This window comes from Sphingomonas kyeonggiensis (assembly GCF_030812785.1).
GTDB classification, from domain to species: Bacteria; Pseudomonadota; Alphaproteobacteria; order Sphingomonadales; family Sphingomonadaceae; genus Sphingomonas; species Sphingomonas kyeonggiensis_B.
This window is the reverse complement of sequence record NZ_JAUSTJ010000002.1, coordinates 927,958-952,425: the sequence shown is the minus strand read 5'-3', so window position 1 is coordinate 952,425 and position 24,468 is coordinate 927,958. Positions and strand designations below refer to the sequence as shown.

Genomic DNA, 24,468 nt, shown 5'->3' with positions numbered 1-24,468 from the left:
GGGGGCAATGGCGCCGCCACGCAACCGGCGCTCGGGTTTTTCGCGACGGGCGCAATACGGGCTCTTCCTCGGTTACGTGGGCGCGGTCGGCGGGATGCTGATCGGCGTGGCCCTGCTGCTGCTCTCGACGTTCAACCCGCCGGCCTTCGCGGCGGTGCGGGGTTTCTTCTCGGAGATCACCACCCCCATCGCCTCGGGCTTCACCTGGATCCGCACCAGCGTGGCCGGAGTGCCCGGCGGCGTCTCTAGCTATGTCGACGTCCGCGGCGAGAATGCGCGGCTGAAGAAGCAGATCGCCGATAACGAGCTGCTGGTCAGCCGCGCACGGACGCTGAACCAGGAAAACCGGCATCTGCGCGAGATGCTCAAGCTGCGTGACGTCTCCACCGACGCGGTGGTGGTGGCGCGGCTGGTCGCGAGCTCGCTCGGCAGCACCCGGCGCTATGCCACGCTCAACGCCGGGAACTGGCAGGGCGTAAAGAGCGGCCAGCCCGTGCGCCAGCCCGACGGGCTGATCGGCCAGGTGACCGAGACCAGCCCCAATACCGCGCGCGTGCTGCTGATCGTCGATCCCGAGAGCATCGTGCCGGTGCGGCGCACCCGCGACGGCCTGCCCGCGATCGCCACCGGCCGCGGCGACGGGCTGCTCGACATCCGCTCGGCAAGCGTGGCGACGATGATCTTCCAGCCGGGCGACACCTTCGTCACCTCGGGCACCGGCGGCATCTTCTCGCCGAACATCCCGGTGGCCCGGGTGATCCGCACCTCGCGCGACATTGCCGTTGCCGAGCCATCGGCAAATCCCGACGCGCTCGACTTCGCACTGGTCCAGCAGACCTTCCTGCCCGAGCCGGCACCCAGCCCGACACCCTCCCCTTCGTCCAGCGCCAAGCCGGCCTCCGCGAAGAAATAGCGGTGACCGACTTCATTCCCCTCGGCCGAAGCGAGAAGCTGCCGCGCAGCATCTGGCTCGCGCCGCTCTCGGTGGTGCTGGGATCGATGATGACCCTGCTCCCGGTCGTCGCCACCGTGCCCTTCCTGCCCCCGTTCGGGCTGATGATGCTGCTCGGCTGGCGGCTGGTGCGCGGCGACGCGATGAAGGTGTGGATGCCGGTGCCGCTGGGCTTTGTCGACGACATGCTGAGCGGGCAGCCGCCGGGCAGCGCGATGGTGCTGTGGACGCTGGCGATCCTGATGGTCGACGTGCTCGACACGCGGCTGGTGTGGCGCGATTTCTGGCAGGACTGGCTGATCGCCAGCGGGGCGATCGCCATGGTGCTGGTCGGCGGGCGGCTGATCGCGGTACCGTTCAGCGCGCATGTCGATACGGCGCTGCTGCTCCAGATCGTCGTCTCGGCGGCATTATTTCCCGTAATTGCCCGGTTCTGCGCGTGGCTGGATCGGGATAAGAAACAGAACTGATGGTCCGGATCACCGAAGCAGCGCAGGCTTACAGTTTCTCCCGCCGCGCAGTTGTGCTCGGCGGGATCCAGGGTGCTGCCGCGCTGGTGCTGGCCGGGCGGATGACCTGGCTCGCCGTATTCGAGAACGAGCGCTACCGGCTGACCGCCGAGAGCAACCGCGTACGCCTGACGCTCACCCCGCCGCGACGCGGCTGGATCGTCGACCGCAACGGCATCCCGATCGCCAACAACCGCACCGCGTTCCGCGTCGACATGATCCCCGACCGGATGGAGGACAAGGAAAAGACGCTGGGCCTGCTCCAGCAGATCCTGAGCCTCTCCGAGGAGGAGATGGCGCGAATCCGCACCGACCTGAAGCGCGCCTCGGGTTTCCAGCCGGTGCAGGTATCCGACAGCCTCGACTGGGAGCGCTTCGCCGCGGTGAGCGTGCGCGTGCCCGAGATGCCGGGCGTGCAGCCGACCCGCGGCTTCTCGCGCAACTATCCGCTGGCGGCGGGCGTGGCGCATCTGGTCGGCTATGTAGGCACGGCCTCGGCCGAGCAGTATCAGAAGGAAAAGGACCCGCTGCTCGTCGCCCCCGGCTTCAAGCTGGGCAAGGACGGGCTGGAGAAGACGCTGGAGGATCGCCTGCGCGGCACGCCGGGCGCCAAGCGCGTCGAGGTCACCGCCCATGGCCGGCTGGTCAAGGAGCTCGCCACCCGGCCCGACCAGCCCGGCGAGACGGTGAAACTCACCATCGACGCGCTGCTCCAGGAATATGTCGCACGGCGGCTGGGCACCAACTCCGGCTCGGCGACGGTGATCGACGTGGAGAATGGCGACATCCTCGCCATGGTCTCGATGCCGGCCTATGATCCCAACAGCTTCTCCGACGGCATCAGCCGCAACGAATGGAAGATGCTGAGCGAGGACGACCACGTCCCGCTGATGAACAAGGCGCTGCAGGGCCTGTATCCGCCCGGCTCTACCGTGAAACCGATGAATGGGCTGGCGCTGATGCATGCCGGCGTCGATCCGCATGCCCGCGTCGTCTGCTCGGGCGCGATGCGCGTCGGCAATGGCGTGTTCCACTGCCACAAGCGCGGTGGCCATGGTCCGCTCGACCTCAAGAACGCGATCATGCAGAGCTGCGACATCTATTTCTACGAGATGGTGCGCCGCGTGGGCTATGACGCGGTGGCGCCGATGGCGCGCGCGCTGGGCCTCGGCCAGAAGTTCGACCTGCCTTTCTCCACCCAGCGCTTCGGCACCGTGCCCGACAGTGCCTGGAAGCTGAAGCGCTACAAACAGGCCTGGACGGTGGCGGATTCGCTCAACGCCTCGATCGGCCAGGGCTATGTGCTCGCCAATCCGCTGCAGCTGGCGGTGATGGCGAGCCGGCTCGCCTCGGGGCGCCAGCTCGTCCCCCGGCTGCTCGCCGACACGCCCCGCCAGGAGGCCCCGCCCCTCGCCGCCACGCCCGAGCAGCTGGCGATCATCCGCGATGCGATGTTCGGCGTGATCAATTCGGGCGGCACCGGCGGCGCGGCGCGCATCCAGGTGCCCGGCATCACCCTGGCGGGCAAGACCGGCACCGCGCAGGTGCGGCGCATCACCATGGCGGAGCGCGCATCGGGCGTGCTCAAGAACGCCTCGCTGCCGTTCAAGCTGCGCGACCACGCACTGCTCGTCTGCTTCGCACCGGCGGACAAGCCCAAATATGCCGCGGGCATCGTGCTCGAGCATAACGGCCACACGATCCGCAACCTCGATACCCCGATGATCGGGCGCGACATCATGACCTTCCTGTTCGACCGGAAGCGCGCGATGGACTCGCTCCATGCCGAGGAGCCGACCTGGGGCGGCGACTATCGCACCCGGATGGCCGCGCAGGCCCAGGCCTTCTCGACCGCGCAGAACGCCCCGCCGCCCGAGGCGCCCGAGGACGCGGCCGAGGCGGCGAGCACCGTCGCGTCCGAGGCGGCCAACGCCACGACCAGCAACACGATCGACAGCAGCGCGGCCGAACGCGGCAGCGTGGAGGCAGACTGATGGCCACGCTCCAATCCTCCGGCCTCGGCCCCTCGGGCATCGTCCCCGGCCCGCTCGCCCAGCTGCCCTGGCGGATCATCGGGCTGGTGGTGGCAATCGGCATGTTCGGGCTGGTCGTGCTCTATTCGGCGGCGAGCGGCAGCATGACGCCCTGGGCGCTCAACCAGGGGCTGCGCTTCTTCGTGTTCCTGGCGATGGCGATCGGCCTGTCGCGCGTGCCCGAGACCTTCTGGGCGCTGGGCGCCTTCCCCATGTACATCGTCATCGTGGTGATGCTGGTGGGCGTGGAGCTGCTCGGTGCCGTCGCCGGCGGCAGCCAGCGATGGCTCGACCTGGGCTTCATCCGATTGCAGCCCTCCGAGCTGATGAAGCCGGTGATCGTGATGGCGATGGCGCGCTTCTACGAGATATTGCCGGCGGGCGAGATACGGAAGTTCGGAGCGATCTGGCCGGCCTGCGTGCTGCTCGGCATCCCGGCCGGCCTGGTCATGCTCCAGCCCGACCTGGGCACCGCGCTGATGATCTGCTTCGGCGCGGTGACGGTGATGTTCCTGGCGGGCATTCCGCTGCGCCTGTTCATCGGCGGCGCGCTGGCGCTGGCGGTGGCGGCACCGCTGGCAGTGAACTTCGTGCTGCACGACTATCAGCGCAACCGCGTGATGATCTTCCTCGATCCGGAGAGCGATCCGCTGGGCACCGGCTATCACATCAGCCAGTCCAAGGTGGCGATCGGATCGGGCGGCGTGTTCGGCAAGGGCTTCCTGCAGGGCACGCAGAGCCATCTCGACTATCTGCCCGAGGGCCATACCGATTTCGCGCTGGCGACGATGATGGAGGAATGGGGCCTGATGGGCGGCTTCTTCCTGATCCTGGGCTTCGGCACGCTGATCCGCTGGGGCATCGGCGTGAGCATGCGCGCGCAGAGCCGCTTCGCCCGGCTGACCGCGGCGGGGCTCTCGGCGACGATCTTCTATTATTGCGCGATCAACATGGCGATGGTGATGGGCCTGGCGCCGGTGGTGGGTGTTCCCCTGCCGCTGATCAGCTTCGGCGGCACCGCCGTGATGACCTTCATGATCTGCTTCGGAATCCTGCTTTCGATCGACCGCCAGAGCCGCCGCGTGCAGCGTTGGTGATTTTTTCGAAATAGGGGGTTTACAAGCCGCGAACCTCGCCGCTAAAGGCCCACCTCCACTGCGGAGGCGCACTCACCAAGGGCGCCGAAACAACCCGGAATGGACGCATAGCTCAGTTGGTAGAGCAGCTGACTCTTAATCAGCGGGTCCTAGGTTCGAGCCCTAGTGCGTCCACCATTATTTCCGTGATCTGGCATTCTTCGCTGGCAGTGGTGATCCTCCGGAACCGCATTCTTCTTGGGCTCCTGCGCTCGATGTAACGGATCGGCAGCCTATTGATGGCAGACCGCCGGCCATGGCTACGCGCTTTCTCGAACTTCCTATCGGTCCGCGGACCCGGCTGATCGATACCGGCGGCGACGGCGTTCCGGTCGTTCTGGTGCACGGGCTCGCCAACAGCATTGAGATCTGGAGCAAGGTCCTGCCCCTGCTGGGAGAGCGTCGCCGCGTCATCGCCTTCGACCTGCCCGGCTTTGGCCAGGCCGACCGCCCGGCCGACGCTGCCTATGACAGTGCGTTCTTCGCAGCACAGCTGGCGGCGCTGTTCGACACGCTGGAACTTGGCCGGGCGCACCTTGTCGGCAGTTCGCTCGGCGCCAGTGTCGCGATACGCTTCGCCGCCGCGCGTCCCGAGTGCGTCGACCGGCTGGTGCTCGCTGCGCCGGGCGGATTCGGCCGCAGGACCAACCTGCTGATGCGAGCGCCGGCGCTGCCGCTGATCGGCAGCTGGCTCGGCCGACCGACACCCGCCAACAACCGCCTGACCCTGCGCCTGGCGATCCATGACCCGCGCCTGATCACGCCCGAGCTGGTGGAGATCACCGACCGCTACGCGAGCCTGCCTGGCAGCGACCGCTCGTTCGTCCGCACGCTGCAGACCGGCGTGAACCTGCTCGGCAGCACGCATCTGGACGAGATGGCCGCGCTCGCCCGGCGCGTGGAGGCGCCCGCGCTGGTGCTGTGGGGCAGGCAGGACCGCGTGTTCCCGCCGCGCAACGCCGCTCGCGCGGCGGCGCTGCTGCCCGAGGCCCGGTCGCTGCTGATCGATGCCTGCGGCCACTATCCGCACTGGGAGCAACCCGATATCTTCGTCGCCGCCGTGGAGGAGTTTCTCGCCTGACCCGCTGGAGCCGCCTTGTCCTTGCCGGTGCGGGCCTGGTGCTGCTCGCCGCGCTGCTCTGGGGCGGCGCGCGCACCGAGCGTGAATCGCTGACCCGCCCCTCGTTGGCGCCCGGTGCCGGCATGGTCGCGCAGGGCGCCGCGGCATTCGAGGGCGCCGGTTTCGGCGGGATCAGTATGGAGGCGCTGGCCAGCAACGCCGTGCCCTGGCGACTTGTCGCCGCTGCGCTGGTGCTGGACGAGCAGGCGCGCGATCCTTCGGCGAAGATCGATCGCGCCACCCTGTCGCGCGTCCTGGCCCGCTTCGGCTTCCTCATCGATGCGAGGGTGGTCAACCGGCCGACAGGCGTTGTCGGCGGGCGGAACGACGACATGCCACTCGGCTTCACCACCGGCGACCTTGCGCCGATCGGGGGCAGCCTGGTCCGCGTCGCCAATCTCGGCTGCGCGGCCTGCCATGCCGGCGTGGCCTATGGCGCGGACGGCATGCCCGATCCGCGCCGCGCGATGCTCGGCATGCCGAACAGCTCGATCGACCTCGAGGCCTATACGATGGCCGTGTTCCGGGCGATGCGGCGCTTTGCCGGCAGCGACAGGCTGCTCCCCGCTACCACTGCGCTGTTTCCCGAGATGAACTGGCGCGAGCGGGCGACGCTGCGGATGCTGGTGCTGCCGCTGGCCAAGCGCCGCCTCGCCAGCCTTGCCGGCGCGGACCGGCCCCTGCCCTTCCCCAATGGCGCCCCGGGCAGCACCAATGGCGTTGCCGCGCTCAAGGCTGCGCTGGGCCTGCCGCTGATCGGCGGCGGCGCGGGCGATGCCGGTGTCGTCTCGATCCCCGACCTGGGCGACCGGGTCTGGAAGACCAGCCTGCTCGCAGATGGCGCCTATGCCGTGCCTGGCGCGCCCCGCAGCCGCGCCACGACCGAGACCGATCTCACGCCGGAGCATCTGCGGTCGCTCGCTGCGATCACCACCTTCTTCACCGTACCGAGCATGGGCGTGCACCCCGATGCTGCAATCGGCAGGCTCGACGACGCCAATGCGATCATGGCCTTCCTCAAGGCCTATCGCCCGCAACCCTTTCCCGGCCCCGTCGATCCGGGCCAGGCACGGGCAGGCGCGGCCCTCTATGCCCGGCAATGCGCCGCCTGCCATGGCGACTATCGCCTGGCCGACGGCCGTCCGCGTCTCGTCCGCTTTCCCAACTGGGCCGGCGATGTCGGCACAGACCGGCTGCGTGCAGCAGCATTCGGCCCTGCACTCGCCGAGGGGGTGAACCGGACCGTCTATCGTGAAACGATCGCTGCCGCCGCAGGCCAGGGCTATGTCGCGCCGCCACTCACCGGAATCTGGGCCTCGGCGCCCTATCTCCACAATGGCTCGGTTCCCACGCTGGCCGCGCTGCTCTCGCCGACGACGCGGCCCGTCCGCTTTCAGGTCGGCGGCCATGCGCTTGATTTCGACCGGGTGGGGCTGCGCCTCATGCCCGACGGAAGCTATCCGCGAGGCTATCGTCCCTTTTCCCAGCCCGCCTGGATCTACACGCGCGCACCGGGTCGCGGCAATGCCGGCCATGCCTATGGCGCGACCTTGTCCGATGCCGATAAGCAGGCGCTGCTAGCCTTTCTCAAGCTGCTCTAGACCAGCACCTCCCCGATCGGGCGCCGCGCCCGCTCCGGCATCGCGCCGGCCGGCCGGCGGCCGATCCGGAAGGCGCTGACCACCCGGCGTCCCCCCGGCACGCCTGCTATCCTCGCGACCTCGGCGGCGGCTTCGCGGTCGTCGGCCAGCGCGGCGAGAACGGCGGCACCGAAGTCCGCCGCTTCCAGCCGCAGCCACAGCCGGTAGAAATGCGCACCGCTGTCGAAGGGCGCTTCGTCCGACGGGCGATGGAACACCACGAGCCCGGCGGCGCTGGCGACCTTGGCGCCTTCGGCGAGCAGCGGCCGGGCGAGCCCGATCCGGTCGAACGCCGCGAAGCTCCGGCCCAGCAGCAGCCCGGCACCCCAGGCCTCGACCCGCCCCATCGCCATCGCTTCGGCATTGAGCCCGTCGCGCGACCAGCGCGGATGGCGCGGGGTCAGGCGCATCCAGGAGAGCAGCTCGCCGCGGAAATCCCTGTCGTGCATGAAGCCGAAGCTCGCCCGGTCGAACCGGCGTGCCAGACCGCCCAGCACTTCGGGATCGACCAGGACTGCCGCATTCTCGCACGCCAGCGCGGACACCGCCTCGCGGTCCGCCGCTCCCGGCTTCGCGAAGGTGCCGCGCCAGGACCGTCTTGCCTCGACATGGCTGGCCAGGGGATCGGGCGCTTCTTCGCTTGGAACCAGCCGATAGCCGGCCACCGGGCGCAGCCCCGGCTCCGCCGCAGGAGGCTCCGCCGGAACCAAGACGAGCCCGACCCGGCCCGCGGCAAGCCGCAGCCCTTCGGCCGCAGCACCGAGGCTGATCCCGGCATCGTTGCCGCCAGGATCGCCTACCGTCAGCCGGCAGCCCGGATCCTCGAACAGCTGCAACCCGTCCGCTCCCGCCAGCCGCCATCGCGCCGGCTGGACATTATGGACGCTGGGCGCAAGCATCGCCTCTGCGACGAGCGCCTCGCGATCGACCTGGCTCATGCGATCTCCTTACGGAACAGGTGCGTCTCGTGCAGCGGCCGCGCGCCGAGCTTCTCCATCTGGCGCAGACTCGCCGCATTGCCGTCGGCGATCCAGGTGATGCCGAGCTGTTCATATCCCGCGCCCCGCAGCGCTTCGACCGTCCGCGCCAGCATCCCGCCCATCAGGCCCTGGCCGTGCATGTCCTGCACCACCGAATAAAAGATGATCACCGCCCGCCGCCGGCGCAGCCGGTAGCGCAGATAATGGAAGGGCGTGGCCAGCCCGATGCGCGAGCGCGTCGCCGCGAGCAGCCCGTTGAGATCGGGGATGCAGATGATCGTGCCGACCGGCCGATCGTCCTTCACCAGCACCGAGGACAGGCGCGGATCGAGGATCGACATCATCTCGCCAGCCTGGAAGCGGAACTCGTCGGCGGTAAGCGGCACGAACATCGGGTTGTCGCTGAACCCGTCGTTGAGCACTGCGCGCGCTTCCTCCATCCGCTCGGCGAAACTGGCCTTGCGAATCGGCGCGAAGCGGAAGCCGTCGCCTGCGTCGAGCACGCGCAAGCCCTCGGTCCGGGCTTCGGCGAGCTGCAGCTCGAAGGTACGCATCGGGAAGAAGCGCGTGAACCCGTTCGCCTCGAGCAGCCGGGGCACATGCGGCGGGTTGACGATCATGTCGGTATAGCCGCGCGCACCGAACCCGCCGGTCATCACGCCGCATTGCTGCATCGCGGTCAGGTTGAAATTGCCGGCCAGCTCGCGCTGCCCGGTCTCCCGCGCGAAATCCTCCGCGGCACCGAGCAGCGCGGCGGCCGCCTCGCCATCGTCGGCGCAGTCGAAGAAACCGAACTGCGCCCGCGCCGTCCCGTGCCGGGCATTCGACTGGCCATGGACGTGGGCGACGATCCGCCCGATCGGGCGCCCCTCGCGATGCACGGTCCAGAAGCGGAAGGGATTGCCCGCCTTCCACAGCGGATTGGCCTCGGGATCGAGCATCCGCAGCACGTCGCCGCACAGGGGCGAGACATAGCCGTCCGCGCGCCGATAGGCATGGAACGGCGCCTCGAAGAATGCGTCACGGTCTCCGGTCCTCAGTTCGATCGTCATGCCCTCCCCTCGATCAATCGTGCCGCGATCTCGATCTCGTCGTCCAGCGCCGCGCCGGCGAGCCCGCCCGCCGCGATCGCCAGCAACCGCGGCGGGTCGCGCGATATGCGCAGCAGATGCGTCGCCTGCGCGGCCTGGAGCAGGTCCCGCCCGGCATCGCCTGCCTCCGCATCCTCGATATCGGCGCTGATCACCCGGTGCTCCAGCAGCCGCGCCAGACTTATCGAAGGATAGCCGGCCAGGTCCTCGCCCTCGAGCACCCGCCCGGCCTCCAGCAGCGGATGGGCGGAGAGGATGGTACCGAGGCCGCCGCCGGGTGTCCGGGCAAGTGCCGCGGTCAGCCCCGACCCGCGCGTCCCGCTATTGGCAGCCCGCTCGACCAGCAAGAGCAGCGCGGCGATCGCCCATCCGCCTGCCGCCAGCTTCACCGCCGCATTGGCGTTGAGTCCCAGCAATGCGACATGTCCGGCGAGTACGACTGCCCCGCTCGCCCCCAGCGCCACCAACAGGTCGGCTATCAGCCCGGCCGGCGTACCACGATCGCTGACCAGCCGCGACGAGGCCAGCACCAGCAACAGCACCGCGATCGCCCCGCCGCGCACCGGCAGATCGGGAAACAGCGCCGGGAAATCGGTGAGGGCCAGCGGGATGGTCAGCGGCAACGCGAGCAGGAAGGTGTCGAGCGTCCGCCGTTCCGCCGTGCCCAGCCCTCTCCGCGCGCCGGCGAGCTGCCGGATCATCAGGACCAGCATGACCGACTGATAGGCGGCCAGGCCGAGCAGCGCCCCGGCGCTCCACACCACGCCCAGCGTCAGCGCGACCAGGGTGAAGGCCAGCCCGCCGCCCAGCGCCAGCAGCTTCACCGGGCGCGGCGCATGCCGGCGGCACAATTCCTCCACCAGCCGCACGCCGGCAAAGGGCAGCCAGGCCGCGACGGTCATCAGCGCCACCACCAGCGGCGTCATCGCGAGCAGCGGTGCGAGCAGGCGCAATGCGAGCAGCAGGCCGGTCAGCGTATAGAGCGTACGAAGCCGGGCGGCGACACCGGAGCGCGCCGCGGCATCGGCCACGCCCCATCGCGCGATGAGCAGGGCGAGCAGCGCAATGGCGGTGATGAACTGGTCGATCGTGCCGCTCACGCCATCATCCGCTGCATGAAGCGCCGCACCGCGAAACCGCGGACTGCCGCGAACGGCGCCGGCAGCGGCCGCTCGACCCTGGTGCGGTGGGGGTTGAAGAAATAGCCGCGATGATCGGCGCCGCCCGGCCGGCCCAGTATCTCGCGCACCGCTTCCTCGGCCATCAGCGTGCCCGCCATCGTCACCATGGTCGAGAAGGAGAAGCGCGAGCGCTTGCCCGCCGCGACTTCGGCGGCGACGTCCAAATCGACATGACGGTGCGAGGAGCTGTGGGTCAGCACATATTCTATCTCGCGCTGCAGGCAGGCGACCCGCATCTCGGCGGTCACCTCGGTCCAGGGCACGCCGACGGTCGGGTAGCCCAGGCGCTCCTCGGGGCGCGGCGCCGAGGGTCGCACCACCGTGACCGAGGGCAGAGGCGAGGCATAGGCATCGATCACCGTGCGGCCATGGGCCCTGGCGCGGCGATAGAGGTGCACCCCGGCCGCGGCATCGTCCATGCCATTGACGATCACGTCGCTCGCCGGGATCAGCCGGTCGAGCGCCGCAGTCCACTCGCCACCGAGCAGCTCTATCTCGGCTTCGGGATTGATCCTGAGCGCGCCCGCCCGCGCCGCCTCCGCCTTGGGTCGACCGATCGTGTCGAGCGTGGCGAAGAGCTGGCGGTTGAGGTTGGAGACCTCGAACGTGTCGATATCGGCGATCACAAAGCGCCCCACGCCCGCACGGACCAGCGCCATGAACGCGGCGCCGCCCATGCCGCCCACGCCGGGGACAAGCACACACGCCTCACGCAGCCGCGCCTGCTCCTGCGCCGTCACGAAGCCGCGGTTGCGCGTGGTCATCTCGTCATAGCTGAACGCATTCATCGGGCGGGTCTCAATCTGCCTAGGGGCTTGTCTGCCGCCAGCCATTGCACCAGCGGCGCGACCACGGCCTGGATCGCGAGGATGATGCCCTGGACGGCCAGCTGGGGAACGGCGCTGCGCGGCACGCTGCGCGCGAGGAAACGCCGCGCGGTCGCCAGGTCGATGCGGCCGATCTGCAGCACATCGTCGCCGCGCGCATAGTCGAGCATCTCTGAGCAAAAGCGGTTGTAGCGCTCGTCGCGGTGCTTGGCGGCGACCTCGAAGCTCTTCTTCAGATTGTCCGAGCCGCCGGTATAGGCATTGGTGATGATCTGGGCAGCCGGATCGAACCCGGCATCCTCTCCCACCCCGAAGGCGTCGCGCTGCGTCCGCATGATCTGATGCGCGAGATGGTGGTGGGCGAAGCTCGCCCGGGTCCCCTGCTGGGCCGGATAGACATGGTCGAACGTCTCGGCGACCATGCCGACCACCGCCGGCACCTGGGTCACGCTGCTGATCCACAAGGGCCGCAGACCGCGCCGCACGAACAGCGCGAAACAGGTCAGGCCATAGAGGATCCAGGACAGGCCGGCGCTCCGTTCGGCGGGATCGACCATCACCAGGCCGAGATGCAGGACCTCGCCCGGCGCGCCGCCGCGCTCGACCCGCAGCAGCGGCATGGCATTGAAGGCGATCGGCGCACCGTCGCGCGTGCGACGCACCAGCGTCACCACGCTGCGCTCCCATGCCAAGCCATCGGGCGCAAACAGGCCATAGTCGAGCTGGCGCCCGTCGAGACAGGCCGCCACGACCATCCGGCAGGCGGAGACCAGGGCGTCAAGCTCGGCCGGCGACAGCGACAATGCCGGCCTCTCGACGATTTCCACCGCATGGCCCCGGCCGGACCGGAAGCGAAGATGGAGATATCGTCCCGCAAACGCTCTCAAGATGATCGCCGAACGCATTATCCCCCTTCGCGTATCTCCTGCGCCGGAAAGATTACCATGCTCTTGTCGAACCCACGAGCCCGCGCGTCTGCAAGACCATCTGGTAGCGCTACCATATTTGCGCTAGCGTCGGTGCAAACAAAGGAGAGGCCCCAGGTGAATCACAAGCTGAAGACCGCGCTCATTCTGCTGGCGTCGAGCGCCTTGGCACCGCTGGCGAGCGCGCAGACCGCGCCTCCGGGCAAGCTCGGCGATCCGTCCGCCACGCCGGAAGAGCGCGCCCGCGACGTGATCTCGAAGATGACGCTGGAAGAGAAGGCACATCAGCTCGGCCATACCGCGCCGGCGATCCCGCGCCTCGGCGTGCCCGAGTATAATTGGTGGAACGAGGGCCTGCACGGCGTCGCCCGCGCCGGCATCGCCACTGTCTTCCCCCAGGCGATCGGCATGGCCGCATCCTGGGACACGCCGCTGCTGCACGACGTCGCCGACACCATCGCCACCGAGTTCCGCGCCAAATATGTCGAGCGGCGCCATCCCAATGGCGGCAGCGACTTCTATCGTGGGCTCACCGTCTGGTCGCCCAACATCAACATCTTCCGCGATCCGCGCTGGGGCCGTGGCCAGGAGACCTATGGCGAGGATCCCTATCTCTCGGGCCGGCTGGGCATCGCCTTCATCACCGGGCTGCAGGGCAATGATCCCAAGTTCCTGAAGACCCTCGCCACCTCCAAGCATTTCGCGGTGCACAGCGGCCCGGAGAGCAACCGCCACCGCGAGGACGTGCATCCGAGCCCCTATGACCTGGAGGACACCTACCTCCCCGCCTTCCGCGCGACGGTGACCGAGGGGAAGGTCGAATCGGTCATGTGCGTCTACAACGCCGTCGACGGCGTGCCGGGCTGCGCGAACAGCTTCCTTATGGAGGACCATCTCCGCAGGAGCTGGGGCTTCAAGGGCTATGTCGTGTCCGATTGCGGCGCGGCGGCGAACATCTATCGCGAGGACGCGCTCCACTACACCAAGACCGCACCCGAGGGCGTCGCCCTGGGGTTCAAGGCGGGCATGGACCTGATCTGCGGCGACTATCGCAACAACATGACCACCGATCCGGAGAACATCGTCGCGGCGGTGAAGGCCGGCCAGCTGCCCGAGGCGGTGGTCGACCGCTCGCTGCTGCGCCTGTTCGAGGCGCGCATCCGCCTAGGCCTGTTCGATCCGCAGCTGCCCTTCGCCGACATCACCGCGAAGGACTATGACACGCCCGAGCATCACGCGCTGTCGCGCAAGATGGCCGAGGCATCGATGGTGCTGCTCAAGAACCAGGGCGACCTGCTGCCGATCAAGGGCGATCCGAAGACGATCGCGGTGATCGGCCCGAATGCCGACAGCTTCGACGCGCTGGTCGGCAATTATTACGGCACGCCTTCGAAGGCGGTGACCGTGCTCGACGGCATCCGCGCGCGCTATCCCAAGTCGAAGATCCTGTATGTGCAGGGCACCGGCCTGATCGGCCCCGCCGAAGTGCCGGTGCCCGACGACGCGCTCTGCGTCGACGCCGGCTGCGCGACAAAGGGGCTGAAGGTCGAGTTCTTCAAGGGCGCCGATCTGGCGGGCGCGGCCACCGAGAGCAGCACGGCACCCAATGCCCGCTTCGAATGGCGCGGCGACCGCGAAACCTCGGCCCGCTGGACCGGCACGCTCGTCGCCCCGGAGAGTGGCGAGTACGGGTTCCGCTTCGCCAGCGAGAATGGCTACCGCGTCTGGGTCGGCGACAAGCTGGTCGTCGACGAATGGGGCGTCGGCGACGCGCCGTCGATCCTCTCGGGCAAGATCACGCTGGAGAAGGGCAAGCGCTATCCGATCCGCGTCGAGGGCTTCCAGCGCGGGCAGCGCAGCAGCCAGCAGCTGGTGTGGAGCCCGCCCGGCGCCGATGGCGACCATGCCGTGGATGCAGCGAAGCAGGCCGATCTTGTCCTGTTCGTCGGCGGCCTCTCGGCCCGGATCGAGGGCGAGGAGATGAAGGTCCAGGCCCCGGGCTTCGCCGGCGGCGACCGCACCAGCCTCGACCTCCCCGCCCCGCAGCAGCAATTGCTCGAGCGCGTCCAGGCGGTCGGCAAGCCGACGGTGCTGGTGCTGATGAACGGCAGCGCGCTCGGGGTGAACTGGGCCGATGCGCATGTGCCGGCGATCGTCGAGGCCTGGTATCCGGGCGGTGAAGGCGGCCATGCGGTGGCGGGCCTGATCGCCGGCGACTTCAGCCCGGCCGGGCGCCTGCCGGTGACCTTCTACAAGTCGGCCGATCAGATGCCTGCCTTCACCGACTATCGCATGGCCGGGCGGACCTATCGCTACTTCACTGGCGAGCCGCTCTATCCGTTCGGCCACGGCCTCAGCTACACGCGCTTCGGCTATGCCCCGGCGAAGCTGAGCAAGGCGAAGGTCGGTGCCGACGGCCAGGTCGAAGTCTCGGTCGATGTCAGCAACACCGGCGCGCGCGACGGTGACGAAGTCGTCCAGCTCTACGTCTCGCACCCCGGAACCACCGGCGCACCGGTCCGCGCCCTGGAGCGTTTCGAGCGTGTCCATCTGAAGCAAGGCGAAACCCGCACCGTCCGCTTCGCGCTCGATGCGCGCGCGCTGAGCCAGGTCGATGCCAAGGGCGTGCGGAAGCTGGTGCCGGGCCGCGTCAAGCTGTGGATCGGCGGCGGCCAGCCGGTGACGCGTCCCGGTCTGCTGGCGGTCGCAGGCGTGGCGGCCGAGCTGGAGATCACCGGGAGCGCCGTGCTTCCCCGCTGAGGCGAACCAACACCCGAGCGGTCGGCTTGACAGCAGCTGGCCGCTCGGCTTTTCTCGGGCTATGGGGAACGCGATCTCCCCACGAGGCGCCAGCCAAAGCATCGCGTCCTGCCTTATGACGAGGGACGCTCCATGCCTGCGCTGAACAGCATATCCGTCGACAAACTATCCCGGTTGGTCGGCACCGCCGCCGCTCCATTGCTCATCGATATCCGCGAAGATCGCGGGACCGAGCTGGTTCCCGCCTCGCTTCCCTTCTCGACCGCCTCGGTCGCGAAGGGGGCCGTCGGTTTCACCGGGCGATCGGTGGTCGTCATCGACGAAGATGGCGCTCGCGCCGCGCCCGGCCTCGCCGCCTGGCTGCGCAGCGAGGCGATCGACAGCGAAGTGCTCGAGGGCGGTTTCGCCGCGTGGCGGGACGCCGGCCTGCCCCTGCTCTCGACTGCCCATCTGCCCGCCCGGGATGCGCAGGGGCGGACGCTGTGGGTCACCCGCGCCCGGCCCAAGGTCGATCGCATCGCCTGCCCCTGGCTGATCCGGCGGTTCGTCGATCCGAACGCGCGCTTCCTGTTCGTGCCGCCCGCCGATGTGCTGGAGACTGCACGGCGCTTCGATGCCGCGCCGTTCGACGTGGCGCATGACGAGGTGTTCTGGAGCCATCGCGGCGAACGCTGCACCTTCGATCTGATGGTCGAGACCTTCGGCCTGTCGGCATTCCCCGCACTCGACCATCTGGCAATCATCGTGCGCGGCGCGGACACCGCCCGGCCCGACATCGTGCCCGAGGCGGCGGGCCTGCTGGCGATCTCGCTCGGCCTGTCGCGCGTGCATGCCGACGATCTGGAGCAGCTCGAAGCCGGCATCCCGATCTACGACGCGCTCTATCGCTGGTGCCGCGATGCGCGATCGGAGACGCATGACTGGGCCTCGCACAAGCCGCGCGAGGTGCGGGCATGACCGGCCTCTCAGTCGACGCTGCTGCGGCAACGCCGCTCCCCCGCCCTGCTCCCGTCACGCTCGGCCAGGCCTTCTGGGTCTGGCTGAGGATCGCCGCGCTCTCCTTTGGCGGCCCGGCCGGCCAGATCGCGGTGATGCACCGAATCCTGGTCGAGGAGAAGCGCTGGATCGGCGAACAGCGTTTCCTCCACGCGCTCAACTATTGCATGCTGCTCCCCGGCCCCGAGGCGCAACAGCTCGCCACCTATATCGGCTGGCTGCTGCACAGGACGAAGGGCGGCATCGTCGCGGGCACCCTGTTCGTGCTGCCCGGCATGGTCTCGATCATGGCGCTCAGCTGGGTCTACGTCCTCTACGGCAAGCTCGGCTTCGTCTCGGCGCTGTTCTTCGGACTCAAGGCGGCAGTGCTCGCGGTGGTGCTCCAGGCAGTCGCGCGGATCGGCAGCCGGGCGCTGCGCTCCGGGGCATCGCGCCTGCTGGCGGCCGCCGCCTTCGTGCTGATCTTCTTCCTCGGTGTACCCTTCCCGCTCCTGATCCTCGGCGCCGGACTGATCGGCTGGTGGGCCGGGCGCAGCGGCTCCAGTGCCTTCAAGGGCGGCGGCCATGGCGGGCCCAAGGGCGGCGCGGTCATCGCCGATGCCGATACGCTGCTCGGCGAGGAGCTTCCGGCCCATGCCCGCGCCTCCTGGCGGGAGACTTCGCGCGCAGCCTTGGCCTGCCTTGCGCTATGGCTGATACCGGTCGCTGCGCTGATCCTGCTGCTCGGCCCATCCAACGTCTTCTCCAGCATCGCGATCTTCTTCTCGAAGATGGCCGTGGCGACTTTCGGCGGCGCCTATGCGGTGCTGGCTTATGTCGCGCAGCAGGCGGTCGATAGCTATCACTGGCTCAGCCCGGGCGAGATGCTCGACGGGCTCGGCATGGCGGAAACGACGCCGGGGCCGCTGATCATGGTACTCCAGTTCGTCGGCTTCCTTGGCGCCTATCGCGCGCCGGGCATGCTCTCACCCCTGCTCGCCGGCACGCTGGGCGGGTTGCTCGCGACCTGGGTGACCTTCCTGCCCTGCTTCCTGTGGATCTTCCTCGGCGCGCCGTACATCGAGCGGCTGCGCGGCAATGCGGCGGTGTCCGGTGCATTGTCGGCGATCACGGCAGCGGTGGTGGGCGTGATCCTCAACCTCGCCATCTGGTTCGCGATCCACACGCTGTTCCGCCAGACCGTGGAAATCGGGATCGGCCCGGTGCGATTCGACGCACCGCTATTCGGCAGCCTCGACCCCTGGGTGTTGGCCCTGTCAGCCGGTGCGATCGCGGCGATCTTCCTGCTGCGGACCGGCGTGATCGTGACGCTGGCGGCGACAGCCGGCCTCGGCGTGATCCTGCATTTCGCAGGCCTTGTCGGCTGATGAAGCGCCGGCGCGGAGAATCCCTGCGCCGGCGCTCATTGTCTCAGGCGAAGATCGCCTCGAGCTCTGCCGGGGCGACGCCTTCCTTCTTCTGGCGCAGCTCGACATAGACGCTCGCCTGGGTCGCAACCAGGACCAGGCTGTTCAACGCGCTCAGCGCCGCCCCGACCAACGCGATCAGAAAGGCGTTGCCGGTCGCCATCATGGCCGCGGTGAGGAAGCCTGCCGGGATGCTGAGCACCCAAAGCAGCACACCGATGATCAGCATCGTCAGGAAGATCCGCCAGCGTGCGCCGCTGGTCAGCGCCGCGCTGCGCCCAAAGGCTTCGAAAATGCCCACCTTCTCCTGCACATAGACCGGCGTCACCACCGCCCAGACGAGCCACAATATGATGCCCGGCACGATCAGCAGCATGAAGCCGATGCCGATGCCGATACCGGCAAGCAAGCCGATCGCGATCATCGGCAGGATCAGGCTGATACCCACCGCGAGGCACTGGCCGAACTGCGGCTTCTCGCCCGAAAGGTGCATCACGGCAGCGCGGGTGAGCGCCCCCTGCAGGATCGCGCCGGTGACCATCGACACCAGCACGCTGATACCGAGCATCGACCAATAGGATCCGCTGAACACATAGGAACCGGGCGTCAGGTCGGTTCGCAGGGTGAAATTGATCGTCTGCCAGAATTGCAGCACGAATTGCGGGATGCCTGCCAGCACCAGCGCCAACCCGCAGAAAAGCAGGATGTTCGAGCCGATCGTCTCGAACACGCGCGAGATCACTGCGCCGATCTCGAAACGCGCTTCGCCAAAATCAGATTCAGCCATGGTCCCCTCTCTCCATCGAAGTGCATCGACGACGAAGAAAAGCTGAACAAAAACGGTTGTAAAGTCCAGCCTTGACGGGCTTTCCTGTCGCGTCCGGTTCCAGTAGCACTGGACCCGTGGGGGATTCGACGTGACCGTACAGGCATCGACTGCGCAGTCCGTCGCCAAGGCGCACGAGGCACTGCGTGCGCGTTCCGACATCCAATTCGAAATGGCGACCGCGCGTCCGCCGGAAATCCCGCCCTGGATGCGCTGGCTGGCGAAACAGCTCGGCGGGATCGCGCCCTATATGGGCTGGATCCTGCTCGGCGCGCTTATCCTCGGCCTCGCCATACTCCTCTACCTGCTCTTCGTCTCCTTCTGGCGGAACCGTCCCTCGCGCGACGCCGGCGCGGACACGGAGCAGGACATGGCCGGCTGGCGCCCGACCGAGAAGGCCGCCCGCGCGCTGCTCGCCGATGCCGAGGCGCTGGCGGCGCAGGGCCGCTATGCGGAAGCCGTCCATCTGCTGCTCCAGCGCAGCCTGGAGGATATCCAGCGCCACCGCCCGCGGCTGCTCCGCCCGGCGCTGACCAGCCGCGAGATCGCTGGTTCGGACTGGATGCCCGCCATCGTCCGCAGTGCCTTCGCCGCCATGGCCGCGCCGGTCGAGCGCAGCCTGTTCGGCGGCCGCGCCCTGGCGCTTCGCGACTGGGAAGAGGCCCGCTCCGCCTATGGCGAGTTCGCGCTGCCCAAGGCGTGGAAATGAGCGCCGACGCTACCGCCACGCCCTTCACGCTGCGCACCGTGCTGGTGCTGGTGGTGATGGGCGTCATCGGCTTCCTCGCCTTCCTGCTGCTCACCGCCTATGGCGAGGACCTGCAGCCGGAGCAGCGCCCGGGCAATCATGCGCTCGCCACTTCGGCAGTAGGATTCGCTGGCGCGGCCGATCTGGTGCGCCGCGTGCACGGATCGGTGAAGATGGTCCGCCGCGACGCCGATCTCGACACGCCGGACCCGCTGGTGATCACACTGGAGCCCACCACCGATCCCGACACGATCGAGAAGCTGCTCAAGCGCCGCGCCGCGCTGCCGACGATCCTGGTGCTCCCCAAATGGCTGACCATGCCGCGGCGCGACAAGCCGGCCTGGGTGATGTCGTTCGGGAGCATCCCGGTCAGCGAGCTGTCCAGGCAGATCGCGAAGGTCACCAAGGCGAAGGTCAGCGCGAATGGCGATGGCCTGCGCACGATCGCGGGGGACGATCTCGAAGCGGTCGTCGTCGACCTCGGCGATGAAGAGGAGGAGGATCTGCAGCGGATCTTGACCGACGCGAATGGCAACATGCTGGTCGCCCGGGTGAAGGAAAAGCCGCTGCTGATCGTCGCCGATCCCGATCTGCTCGACAATCAGGGGCTGAAGACGCTCGCCGGTGCGGAGCGGGCGATGCAGCTGCTGGGGGCATTCGGCGAGGGCCATGTCGCCTTCGACCTGACCCTGCACGGCTTCGGCCAGAACCCGAACCTGCTCAAGCTCGCCTTCGAGGCGCCGTTCCTGCCGCTGACCCTGTGCCTGCTGATCGCCGCGTTGCTGGCCGGCTGGCACGCGATGCTGCGCTTCGGCCCGGCCCTCCCCGAGCTGCGCGGCGTCGCCTTCGGCAAGCGGGCGATCGCGGAGAATGGCGCCGCCCTGCTCCGCCTCGCCGGTCGCCGCCACCGCACCGGCGACCGCTATGCCGCGCTGATCCGCGATACGGCGGCGAGTGCCACCGGCGCGCCGAGCAACCTGCCGCCGGAAGCGCTCGACCGCTATCTCGACCGGCTCGACAAGACCGGCGAGCCCTTCACCGCGCTGGCCGAACGAGCCGGCCATGCCCAGGATACCCGCGCGCTGCTCGACGCCGCCCGCGCCCTCTATCAATGGAAAAGGACCGTCACGCGTGAACATTGAGGAAGTGAAGGCGCTGGGCGATGCGATCCGCGCCGAAGTCGGCAAGGCCGTGGTGGGCCTGGACGAAGCGGTGGAGCTGATGCTCGTCGCCTTGTTCGCCTCGGGCCACATCCTGCTCGAAGGTCCGCCGGGCACCGCCAAGACCTTCCTCGCCCAGTGCTTCGCCCGGGCGGCGGGGCTCGACTATGGCCGCATCCAGTTCACCCCGGACCTGCTGCCGGGCGACATCCTCGGCTCGAACCTGTTCAACTTCCAGACCAGCCAGTTCACCCTCACCCATGGCCCGATCTTCACCGAGCTGCTGCTCGCCGACGAGATCAACCGCACCCCGCCCAAGACCCAGGCGGCTTTGCTCGAGGCGATGCAGGAGCGCACCGTCACCATCGACGGGATCGACCACAAGCTCTCCGACCGGTTCATGGTGGTCGCCACCCAGAACCCGATCGAGAGCCAGGGCGTCTATCCGCTGCCCGAGGCGCAGCTCGACCGCTTCCTGTTCAAGTTCGAGGTCGGCTATCCGAGCCTGGAGCAGGAACTGAAGATCGTGGCGCAGCAGGGCGCCCGTTTCGGCATGCCCAAGCCCGACGAATGGGGCGTGAACCGCGTTGCCGACCATGCGACGATCAGCGCCGCCGCCGATGCGGTGGCCGGCGCCCGGCTCGCCGACGAGGTGGTCGACTATGTCGTCCGCCTGATCCGCGCGACCCGCTCGACCGGCGACCTGCAGATCGGCGCGAGCCCGCGTGCCGCCGCGACGCTCGCCGCCGCTGCCCGTGCCCATGCCGCGCTCGACGGGCGCGATTTCGTGCTGCCCGACGATGTGAAGAAGCTCGCCCCGGCGGCGCTGCGCCACCGCGTGATCCTCTCCCCCGCCGCCGAGATCGACGGGCGGACCGCCGATGCGATCATCGCCGGGCTGATCGAGCAGGTCGAGGCACCGCGTTGATCCGACCGACCATCCGCTGCGTGCTGGCGATGGCAGCGGGGGCGCCGCTGGCGCTGCTCGTCGCCCTGTTCGCGCCGCAGCTATGGTTCGCCGGGCTGGTCTGGATCCCGATGGTCCTGGCCTTCGCCGCGACCGATGCGCTGCTGGCGCCGCGCGCGCCGGCGCTCAAGGCGGAATTCCCCGGCTCGATCGAGATCGGCGCGCCGCTGCTCGTCGAAGTGTCGGTTGCCGGCAAGCCGGTCGACGGGCTGGAGATCGCGGTGGCAACCGGCCCGAAGCTGGCGCCGCGTGCGCAGGGTCGCATCCGGTTGGCGCGCGGCGAGAACCACGCGACGATCGCCTTCCTGCCCGTGCGGCGCGGCATCGACCAAGTCGAAGCGCTGTGGAGCCGCTGGACCGGCCCGTTCGGGATGATCTGGCGCCAGCGGACCGAGGCGCTGCACCGCAATGTGGTGATCACGCCGGACATCCGCCCGGTGCGCGATTCCGCCCATGTCCTGCTGCGCGACGCCCAGATGGGCGAGATGGCGCGGGTCGATCGCGGCGAGGGCAGCGAGTTCGAGGCGCTGAGCGAATGGCGCTCGGGCATGGAACGCCGGACGATCGACTGGAACCACAGCGCCCGCCACCTCAAGCTGCTCGCCCGCGAGAACCGGATCGAGCGCAACAACCAGATCGTCTTCGCGATCGATACCGGTCGGGTGATGTGCGAGCCGATCGACGGGCTGCCGCGCGTCGACCGGGCGATCACCGCGGCGCTGCTCGGCGCCTATGCCGCGCTCAAGCTCGGCGACCGGGTGGCGCTGTTCGGCTTCGATTCGCAGCCGCGCATCGCCTCGGGCGCGGTCTCGGGGACGCGTGCCTTCCCGCTGATGCAGCGGCTGGCCGGCGAGCTCGACTACAGCACCGTCGAGACCAACTACACGCTCGCCCTCGCCACGCTGGCCGGCGACCTCACCCGGCGCTCGCTGGTGGTGATCTTCACCGAATTCACCGATCCGACCGGCGCGGAGCTGATGATCCACGCGGCAGTCAACCTGCTGCGCGGCCATCTGGTGCTGTTCGTGATCCTCGCCGATGACGAGCTGGAGGACCTGGCCGGCACCGAGCCGGTGGCGATCGACGACGTCTCCCGCGCGGTGATCGCCGCGTCGATGCTGCGCGAGCGGCGGATCGTCCAGGCGCGCCTGCGCCATGCCGGCATCCATGTGCTGGAGGCGCGCCACGACCAGGTCGGCCCGGCGCTCGTCCGGCAGTATCTCGACTTCAAGCGGAGGAACCTGCTATGAGCGCCGCCGCATCGTCCCAGTTCGCCAGCGCGCGCTTCCGCGAGGCCCGCACCGTCGACTGGCTGGAGCTGGAGCAGCGCATCCGCGAGATCGAGCGCGGCCGGGTGCGCTCGCTGTCGGACGAGGACCTGCTCGAGCTGCCGGTGCTCTACCGCGCCGCGCTTTCCTCGCTCTCGGTCGCCCGCGAGACCTCGCTCGACGCCGATCTGGTCGCCTATCTCGAGGCGCTGTGCGCCCGCGCCTATTTCGTGCTCTACGGCGTCCAGCCGCCACTGTGGCGGCGGCTCGCCAGCTTCTTCGGCGCGGGCTGGCCGCTGGCGCTGCGCAGCCTGGCGCGCGAGACGCTGATCGCGGTGCTGATGATGCTGCTCGGCGCGGTCGCCGCCTATTGCCTCGTCGCCAGCGATCCGAGCTGGTACCATTCGATCGTGCCCGGCGACCTGGCCGGCGGGCGCGGGCCGCAATCGAGCGCGGCGGAGCTGCGCGCCGGGCTCTATGACGGCGGCGGCAAGGACGGCATGCTCGGCGCCTTCGCCACCTATCTCTTCACCCACAACGCCCAGATCTCGCTGATGTGCTTCGCGCTGGGCTTCGCCTTCGGGGTGCCGACGCTGCTCCTCCTGCTGTACAATGGCTGCATCCTCGGCGCCTTCATGGCGGTGTTCGTCTCCAAGGGCCTTGGCCTGCCGCTCGCCGCCTGGCTGTCGATCCACGGCACCACCGAGCTGTTCGCCATCGCGATCGCCGGCGCGGCGGGCCTGCGCATCGGCATGGCAGTGGCCTTCCCCGGCAGACTCTCGCGCACCGCCGCCACCGCCGCGGCCGGGCGCACCGCGGCCTTCGCGATGATCGGCGTCGTCCTCATGCTCGCCGTCGCCGGGCTGCTCGAAGGCGTCGGCCGGCAGGTTATCCAGTCCGACGCGGTGCGCGTGGGGATCGGCGGCTGCGCGCTGCTCGGCTGGCTGCTCTATTTCTATGTCATGCCAGTGCGCGAGACTGTCGATGGCTGACGCTCGCACGGCGCCCGGCCAGGGGCGGGAGCAGGACCGCAATCGCCGCACCTTCATCACCCCCGAAGGCGTCGACCTCAAGCTCGACATCGCCACGATCGGCGAGCGCGCCGGCGGCTTCATGTTCGATCTGGTGATGATCGTGATGACGCTGGTCGCGCTCACCCTGGGGCTGTTCTTCGTGCTGATGGGCACGGGAGCCGTGCTGGCCCAGGCGCTGGTGATGGTCTGGCTGCTGGGCTTCTTCGCCCTGCGCAACGGCTATTTCGCGATCTTCGAGCTTGGCCCGCGCGCGGCCACGCCGGGCAAGCGGCTGATGAGGCTGCGCGTGGTGGCGCGCGACGGATCGCGGCTGCGCGGGCACCAGGTGGTGGCGCGCAACGCGATGCGCGAGCTTGAGCTGTTCCTGCCGCTGTCGTTCCTCGCCTATCAGAGCTCGCAGGGCATGGCGGACTGGGCCACCGGGCTGTTCGGGCTGCTGTGGACGGGCATCTTCGCGCTCTTCCCCTTCTTCAACCGCGACCGGCTGCGCGTCGGCGACCTGATCGCCGGCACCTGGGTGGTGCGCCTGCCTCGCCGCGAGCTGGGCAACAGCGTGGCGGCACGCACCGCGCCGACCGAACAGCCGCGCTACGCGTTCAGCGATGCGCAGCTGAGCGTCTATGGCGAGTTCGAGCTGCAGAAGCTCGAGGAAGTCCTGCGGCGGAACGACGACTATTCGATGATCGTCGTGGCGCGGACGATCCGCGAGCGGCTCGGCATGGCGCCGACGGACGCCGAGGACGACCATGCCTTCCTCGAGGCCTATTACACCGCGCTGTGCCAGCGGCTGGAGCGCGGCATGCTGTTCGGCAAGCGCAAGAAGGACAAGTATCAGCGCTGAGGCAGCGCGTTCCAACAGCGCGCCGCCGCGACGACTCGCCAAAGGACACGAAGTACACGCCCAAAGC

21 protein-coding genes and 1 tRNA gene are annotated in these 24,468 nt (G+C 68.9%); 16 read left to right on the top strand and 6 right to left on the bottom strand.

What is annotated here, in order from left to right; genetic code table 11:
* Positions 1 to 7: 7 nt before the first annotated feature.
* From mreC to J2W22_RS13965, 7 genes are all read left to right on the top strand, one after another.
* Positions 8 to 913, top strand: a complete 906-nt coding sequence (gene mreC, locus J2W22_RS13995) for a rod shape-determining protein MreC (RefSeq protein ID WP_307118855.1) — start codon at positions 8 to 10, stop codon at positions 911 to 913.
* 2 nt (positions 914 to 915) lie between these two features.
* Positions 916 to 1,422, top strand: a complete 507-nt coding sequence (mreD, locus tag J2W22_RS13990) for a rod shape-determining protein MreD (RefSeq protein ID WP_307118854.1) — start codon at positions 916 to 918, stop codon at positions 1,420 to 1,422.
* On the top strand, positions 1,422 to 3,455 hold the full coding sequence (gene mrdA, locus J2W22_RS13985; RefSeq protein ID WP_307118853.1) for a penicillin-binding protein 2: 2,034 nt from the start codon (positions 1,422 to 1,424) through the stop codon (positions 3,453 to 3,455). Before mreD ends, mrdA begins: the two co-directional genes overlap by 1 nt.
* Positions 3,455 to 4,591 carry a rod shape-determining protein RodA gene (rodA, locus tag J2W22_RS13980; RefSeq protein ID WP_307118852.1) on the top strand — a complete coding sequence of 379 codons (1,137 nt, stop codon included), beginning with the start codon at positions 3,455 to 3,457 and terminating at the stop codon, positions 4,589 to 4,591. The genes mrdA and rodA overlap by 1 nt, the downstream gene beginning before the upstream one ends.
* A gap of 101 nt (positions 4,592 to 4,692) precedes the next feature.
* Positions 4,693 to 4,768 (top strand) — tRNA-Lys (locus tag J2W22_RS13975).
* 118 nt (positions 4,769 to 4,886) lie between these two features.
* Positions 4,887 to 5,711, top strand: coding sequence for an alpha/beta fold hydrolase (locus tag J2W22_RS13970; protein WP_307118851.1), 825 nt, complete (start codon positions 4,887 to 4,889; stop codon positions 5,709 to 5,711).
* 38 nt (positions 5,712 to 5,749) lie between these two features.
* Positions 5,750 to 7,351, top strand: coding sequence for a c-type cytochrome (locus J2W22_RS13965; protein ID WP_307118850.1), 1,602 nt, complete (start codon positions 5,750 to 5,752; stop codon positions 7,349 to 7,351).
* Here J2W22_RS13965 and J2W22_RS13960 read toward each other — a convergent pair.
* The 5 genes from J2W22_RS13960 to J2W22_RS13940 are packed head-to-tail and all read right to left on the bottom strand — an operon-like array spanning position 7,348 to position 12,296.
* Complete coding sequence (locus tag J2W22_RS13960) at positions 7,348 to 8,328, bottom strand: hypothetical protein (protein ID WP_307118849.1); 981 nt, start codon at positions 8,326 to 8,328, stop codon at positions 7,348 to 7,350. The genes J2W22_RS13965 and J2W22_RS13960 overlap by 4 nt on opposite strands.
* Positions 8,325 to 9,422, bottom strand: coding sequence for a GNAT family N-acetyltransferase (locus J2W22_RS13955; RefSeq protein ID WP_307118848.1), 1,098 nt, complete (start codon positions 9,420 to 9,422; stop codon positions 8,325 to 8,327). The genes J2W22_RS13960 and J2W22_RS13955 overlap by 4 nt, the downstream gene beginning before the upstream one ends.
* Positions 9,419 to 10,561 (bottom strand): hypothetical protein, encoded by a 1,143-nt coding sequence (locus tag J2W22_RS13950; RefSeq protein ID WP_307118847.1) that lies wholly within the window; start codon positions 10,559 to 10,561, stop codon positions 9,419 to 9,421. The genes J2W22_RS13955 and J2W22_RS13950 overlap by 4 nt, the downstream gene beginning before the upstream one ends.
* Positions 10,558 to 11,430, bottom strand: coding sequence for a HesA/MoeB/ThiF family protein (locus J2W22_RS13945; RefSeq protein WP_307118846.1), 873 nt, complete (start codon positions 11,428 to 11,430; stop codon positions 10,558 to 10,560). Before J2W22_RS13945 ends, J2W22_RS13950 begins: the two co-directional genes overlap by 4 nt.
* Complete coding sequence (locus tag J2W22_RS13940; protein WP_307118845.1) at positions 11,427 to 12,296, bottom strand: hypothetical protein; 870 nt, start codon at positions 12,294 to 12,296, stop codon at positions 11,427 to 11,429. The genes J2W22_RS13945 and J2W22_RS13940 overlap by 4 nt, the downstream gene beginning before the upstream one ends.
* 216 nt (positions 12,297 to 12,512) lie before the next feature.
* Between J2W22_RS13940 and J2W22_RS13935 the strand changes: the two genes are divergently transcribed.
* The 3 genes from J2W22_RS13935 to chrA all read left to right on the top strand — a co-directional run bounded on the left by J2W22_RS13935 (position 12,513) and on the right by chrA (position 17,518).
* Positions 12,513 to 15,155 (top strand): glycoside hydrolase family 3 protein, encoded by a 2,643-nt coding sequence (locus tag J2W22_RS13935; protein ID WP_307118844.1) that lies wholly within the window; start codon positions 12,513 to 12,515, stop codon positions 15,153 to 15,155.
* Positions 15,156 to 15,287: 132 nt separating this feature from the next.
* Positions 15,288 to 16,112, top strand: coding sequence for a sulfurtransferase/chromate resistance protein (locus tag J2W22_RS13930; protein ID WP_307118843.1), 825 nt, complete (start codon positions 15,288 to 15,290; stop codon positions 16,110 to 16,112).
* On the top strand, positions 16,109 to 17,518 hold the full coding sequence (chrA, locus tag J2W22_RS13925) for a chromate efflux transporter (protein ID WP_307118842.1): 1,410 nt from the start codon (positions 16,109 to 16,111) through the stop codon (positions 17,516 to 17,518). Before J2W22_RS13930 ends, chrA begins: the two co-directional genes overlap by 4 nt.
* Before the next feature lie 43 nt (positions 17,519 to 17,561).
* On the opposite strand, the gene J2W22_RS13920 is transcribed toward chrA, so the two are convergent.
* Positions 17,562 to 18,344, bottom strand: coding sequence for a hypothetical protein (locus J2W22_RS13920; protein ID WP_307118841.1), 783 nt, complete (start codon positions 18,342 to 18,344; stop codon positions 17,562 to 17,564).
* A 130-nt stretch (positions 18,345 to 18,474) separates the two neighbouring features.
* On the opposite strand from J2W22_RS13920, the gene J2W22_RS13915 reads away from it, so the two are divergent.
* The 6 genes from J2W22_RS13915 to J2W22_RS13890 are packed head-to-tail and all read left to right on the top strand — an operon-like array spanning position 18,475 to position 24,401.
* Positions 18,475 to 19,092 carry a hypothetical protein gene (locus tag J2W22_RS13915; RefSeq protein ID WP_307118840.1) on the top strand — a complete coding sequence of 206 codons (618 nt, stop codon included), beginning with the start codon at positions 18,475 to 18,477 and terminating at the stop codon, positions 19,090 to 19,092.
* Entirely contained in the window at positions 19,089 to 20,273 is a 1,185-nt protein-coding gene (locus J2W22_RS13910; protein WP_307118839.1) for a hypothetical protein, read from the top strand. The genes J2W22_RS13915 and J2W22_RS13910 overlap by 4 nt, the downstream gene beginning before the upstream one ends.
* A complete protein-coding gene (locus J2W22_RS13905; RefSeq protein WP_307118838.1) occupies positions 20,263 to 21,219 on the top strand; it encodes an AAA family ATPase in 957 nt (318 codons plus the stop codon). Before J2W22_RS13910 ends, J2W22_RS13905 begins: the two co-directional genes overlap by 11 nt.
* The gene (locus tag J2W22_RS13900) at positions 21,216 to 22,508 is read left to right on the top strand and encodes a DUF58 domain-containing protein (RefSeq protein ID WP_307118837.1); all 1,293 of its coding nucleotides are present in this window, start codon (positions 21,216 to 21,218) and stop codon (positions 22,506 to 22,508) included. The genes J2W22_RS13905 and J2W22_RS13900 overlap by 4 nt, the downstream gene beginning before the upstream one ends.
* Positions 22,505 to 23,518, top strand: a complete 1,014-nt coding sequence (locus tag J2W22_RS13895) for a stage II sporulation protein M (RefSeq protein WP_307118836.1) — start codon at positions 22,505 to 22,507, stop codon at positions 23,516 to 23,518. Before J2W22_RS13900 ends, J2W22_RS13895 begins: the two co-directional genes overlap by 4 nt.
* Complete coding sequence (locus J2W22_RS13890) at positions 23,511 to 24,401, top strand: RDD family protein (RefSeq protein WP_307118835.1); 891 nt, start codon at positions 23,511 to 23,513, stop codon at positions 24,399 to 24,401. Before J2W22_RS13895 ends, J2W22_RS13890 begins: the two co-directional genes overlap by 8 nt.
* Positions 24,402 to 24,468: the final 67 nt, after the last annotated feature.